At 26.4% G+C, this 968-nt stretch carries 1 protein-coding gene; it reads left to right on the top strand.

What is annotated here, in order from left to right; all coding sequences use genetic code 11:
* The first annotated feature begins 143 nt into the window (after positions 1-143).
* Positions 144-908 (top strand): IS21-like element helper ATPase IstB, encoded by a 765-nt coding sequence (gene istB / locus EGD97_RS12255; protein ID WP_078682921.1) that lies wholly within the window; start codon positions 144-146, stop codon positions 906-908.
* Positions 909-968: the final 60 nt, after the last annotated feature.

The following is a 968-nucleotide window of genomic DNA, read 5'->3' as shown; positions in this document are numbered from 1 at the left end:
ATAAATGATAAAAAAATTAATTATGCACCTAATGACTATAAAGAACTACTAAATAAAGTTATTAAAAATAAAGATGAATTAGAAACCGTATGTTTAAATAATCTTAGTGAACTAGATAAATTAATATGAACATAGGAGGTAATATGAGTAACTACGTTAAACTTTTAAATAACTTAGAAGGTCTTGGTTTAAATAATATTAAGAATAATATAGATACCTACTTAGATTTGATGACATCAGGAGAAAAAAGTATTATAGATGCTTTGTATGAACTAAGCAATTTAGAAATAAAATCAAAACAAGAGAAAGCAAAACTTGCTTGTGTAAAAGTAGCTAATTTTCCTTTCTTAAAAGAAATTGATGACTTTGATTTTGATTTTCAACCTAGTATAAACAAACAACAAATTCTTGACTTAAAAAGTTTAAGATTTATTGAAAATAATGAAAACATACTTTTTGTTGGAACTCCTGGGGTTGGCAAGACTCATCTTGCTACTTCCTTAGGAATAGAGTGTGCAAAGCATAGATACTCTACATACTTTATTCATTTTCAAGAGTTAATTGCACAACTTAAAAAAGCTTTAGCAGAGAATCGTTTAGAAACCAGACTAAAGCATTACTCTAAGTATAAAGTATTAATAATAGATGAAATAGGGTATTTACCAATAGATAATGATGCTGCTAACTTATTTTTTCAACTAATATCTAAAAGATATGAACGTCATTGTACTATAATAACTACTAATGCACCTTTTTCTAGTTGGGGTGAAATATTTGGTTCAGCTACTATAGCTCATGCTATACTAGATAGATTATTACATCATTCTCATGTTATTTCAATTAAAGGGCCTTCATATAGACTTCAGTCAAAAATTAACTATTTAGACAGTTCTTCTGAAAATTATTGATTCTCTTTTTTGTACAAAATTATTTTCCACTTTTCGTACAAAATTATATTGACATTTACA

Source organism: Clostridium prolinivorans (genome assembly GCF_004011155.1).
GTDB classification, from domain to species: domain Bacteria; phylum Bacillota; class Clostridia; order Clostridiales; family Clostridiaceae; genus Clostridium_AT; species Clostridium_AT prolinivorans.
This window is presented reverse-complemented; position numbering and strand designations above follow the sequence as displayed.

What these genes read in the sequence shown, in the direction of transcription:
- istB (WP_078682921.1), top strand. Translation starts at nt 144, where the DNA reads ATGAGTAACTACGTTAAACTTTTAAATAACTTAGAAGGTCTTGGTTTA.